The following is a 2592-nucleotide window of genomic DNA, read 5'->3' as shown; positions in this document are numbered from 1 at the left end:
TGTATGTTATTATGGTTTGTGCTGCTTGACCTGCTTCTTTGCTTATTTCTTCGTTTATCATGTTTTTCTCTCCTTTGTTTGAATTAAAAAAAGGGAAGTCTAGGATTTAATTTTTCTATAATTCCCTTTGATTGTTTTTATTTTATTGTTCTTGGTGGTGGAATGCTTTATTTTGATGTTTTTATATATTTCTTAGGTCTTTATACCTTTTATGCTTTTAAATAGCTTAAAATACCTTTCCGCCTTTAGTAGTTTGTGTGTGTTCTTTTGTCTGATAGATAGTTTTTCATGTTGGAATATATAATCTGTATTTCTTCATTGTTCATTGATTCTATTTCTTCTAATTATTACTATTATTAGAATGATTCCAAGGATATTTTCAATAATTAAAACTTTTAAATATTTAGGTGTGTCTATATTTAATTTTTGAAAGTAAGTATCTATTTCACTATCTTCAAATCCATCATCTTCAAAAAAATGTTCTTTAACTACTCTAGAATCATATATTTCTAATCCATATCCATCTGGAAAACCTAGACTATATTGAATTTTCGTTATCTCATAGTTAATGTTAAAATGCTCTTTTACCTTTGCGACAATATCCTCACTTTGATTGATAACTTCTATTGTAGTTGTAGTGGTTATCAAATCACCTAAAACTAATAAAGCCGTGTAGCCATCTATCACAACAAAAAAATCACCATTATAATAAAAAGAATTTTTTTCATTTACTCTACCTAAATCATTCTAAAGTTCAATTTTTTTATTTTGATAAAACATTCCAACTTTCTCCAGCATCTTCAGAATAAAATTGAATTCCATTGGATTCATACTCTCCTGATGTAACAGTAATATATAATTTATTCCCCTTACTTTCAGGCATAGAAAGATACTTATAATCATCCAATTTTAGTCCGATTTCTTTTCCTTCTTTTGGTATATCTTTTACCTTATCCATAGGTAAATTAACTTGTCTAAAGGTAAGACCTCCATCTTTTGTACTATATATTTGAGAGTACTGTCCAGATGCTCCCTGAATTCCAATAAAACCAAAATCATTTGAAAAGAATATTATTCCTTCAGCTGATCCGGTTTCATCCATAAAAGGATCTTTGTTGATAACTTTCCAATTTTCCCCACTATCAATCGATTTTTCAAATGCATAGAACCTTGAACCGGCAGCAGCATCTACAACCACAAGTCTATATCCTATTTTTTTATCATCTAAAACAAAGGTATATACCGTACCATTATTTTCATCTGTAATCCATCTTTTTGAACTCTTTGCATCTTCAAGTATTTCGCTATTATGTTCATTTTCAAGTATTTCCGGTGATATATATTGTGGCTCCATTAGATACTTAAATGAAGATATATCTTCATTATTTTTTATATAAAGAGAAGCCATATACCCACTAAATTCTCCTCCGCTTGATAACTTAGAAGGCGCCAATCCTGTATTATATTTTCCATCACCATCTGCATCTCCATCTAATATAGAGAGTCCTTTTTCTGAATTAACTTTTTCTTTTCCTGAATATAAAAAAGAATATGTTTGATTTTGTTTTATATTCTCCCAATTATGAACTTGTTTTCTGTAATCGGATTGCTTAAGAATTGCGAAAAAAGGATTTAATAACTTATCCGAATTAATACTAAGACCTTCGCCTTCATTAAGCCATATATTTATTTTACTATCTTTCTTATAGTCATAGGTAATTAAAAAACCTTTCAACTGTCCTTTATCATTTTCTCCATATAACATTGTTTCTATATTCGTAATTGTTCCATCCTCTGTAAACTCAATGTAGAAATCATCTGAAACATAAATTTTTTCTGGTAAAGAATTTTTTTCTCCTATATCGTTTATCAATCCATCAATACCATTTTCATAAATATTATTATGAATGAATTTTATCTTTTTATGATTTAAGAAATCGTCAATTTTCCAAGATAAAGCCCCATTATAAGGAATTGCTGTGTGTATTATCATCCCTCCAAACACTAGGCTTATAGCAATAAATAAAACCAAACGGAATTTAAAATAACTTGCCCGATACCCTCTATGTCTTAATATTAATCTGACTAAAAGTAAGATAATTAGTAAAATCACAAAAGGCAACATAATTCTAAGCCAATAATGTGTTCCTCCTAACTTACAAAGTTTCCATAAAATATACATACAAATTGAATATAAAACTAAGATTATATAATCAACTAACGGTTTTAGTTTCTTCTTCACATCAGTCCCTCCATTCATGTGCATTATATCATTTTTTAGGTAATTTTTCTATATCAGCTTCCTACGGTGCTTGAAAGTCCCCTAATAAAGTTAAAACATCTTACCTTTCCGAATTCCTATAACTATCTTTTGTTCTCTCTTTTTTCTTTTCGTATTTTTCCCGTTGCTCTTGATATTTTTTAATCTGTGCTATTACACTTGGTTTTTCACCTTGTTTTATTAGCTTATCTATTTCTATGGATAAGTCTATGCCAAGTTCTTTGTTTACAAAATCTACTGAATATTTTATATGATTAATTTCCTGGTATTCATCTTTTATCTTGTCTTTTTCTTTATTTATTTCTTCAAGA

2 protein-coding genes and 2 pseudogenes are annotated in these 2592 nt (G+C 28.5%); all 4 read right to left on the bottom strand.

Annotated elements, in window-relative coordinates:
- Nucleotides 1-61: pseudogene (locus KHW44_RS10160) on the bottom strand (PcfB family protein); the annotation flags it as partial.
- 254 nt (nucleotides 62-315) lie between these two features.
- Nucleotides 316-687 (bottom strand): hypothetical protein, encoded by a 372-nt coding sequence (locus KHW44_RS08440; protein ID WP_004825300.1) that lies wholly within the window; start codon nucleotides 685-687, stop codon nucleotides 316-318.
- A 76-nt stretch (nucleotides 688-763) separates the two neighbouring features.
- Nucleotides 764-2242 carry a hypothetical protein gene (locus KHW44_RS08435; RefSeq protein WP_039861666.1) on the bottom strand — a complete coding sequence of 493 codons (1479 nt, stop codon included), beginning with the start codon at nucleotides 2240-2242 and terminating at the stop codon, nucleotides 764-766.
- Between the two features lie 100 nt (nucleotides 2243-2342).
- Nucleotides 2343-2592 (bottom strand): annotated as a pseudogene (locus KHW44_RS08430) (nickase); the annotation flags it as partial.

Origin of the sequence: Finegoldia magna (assembly GCF_018371055.1) — a bacterium.
GTDB classification, from domain to species: domain Bacteria; phylum Bacillota; class Clostridia; order Tissierellales; family Peptoniphilaceae; genus Finegoldia; species Finegoldia magna_I.
The sequence above is the reverse complement of the archived record's forward strand: the minus strand, read 5'-3'. Positions and strand labels throughout refer to the sequence as shown.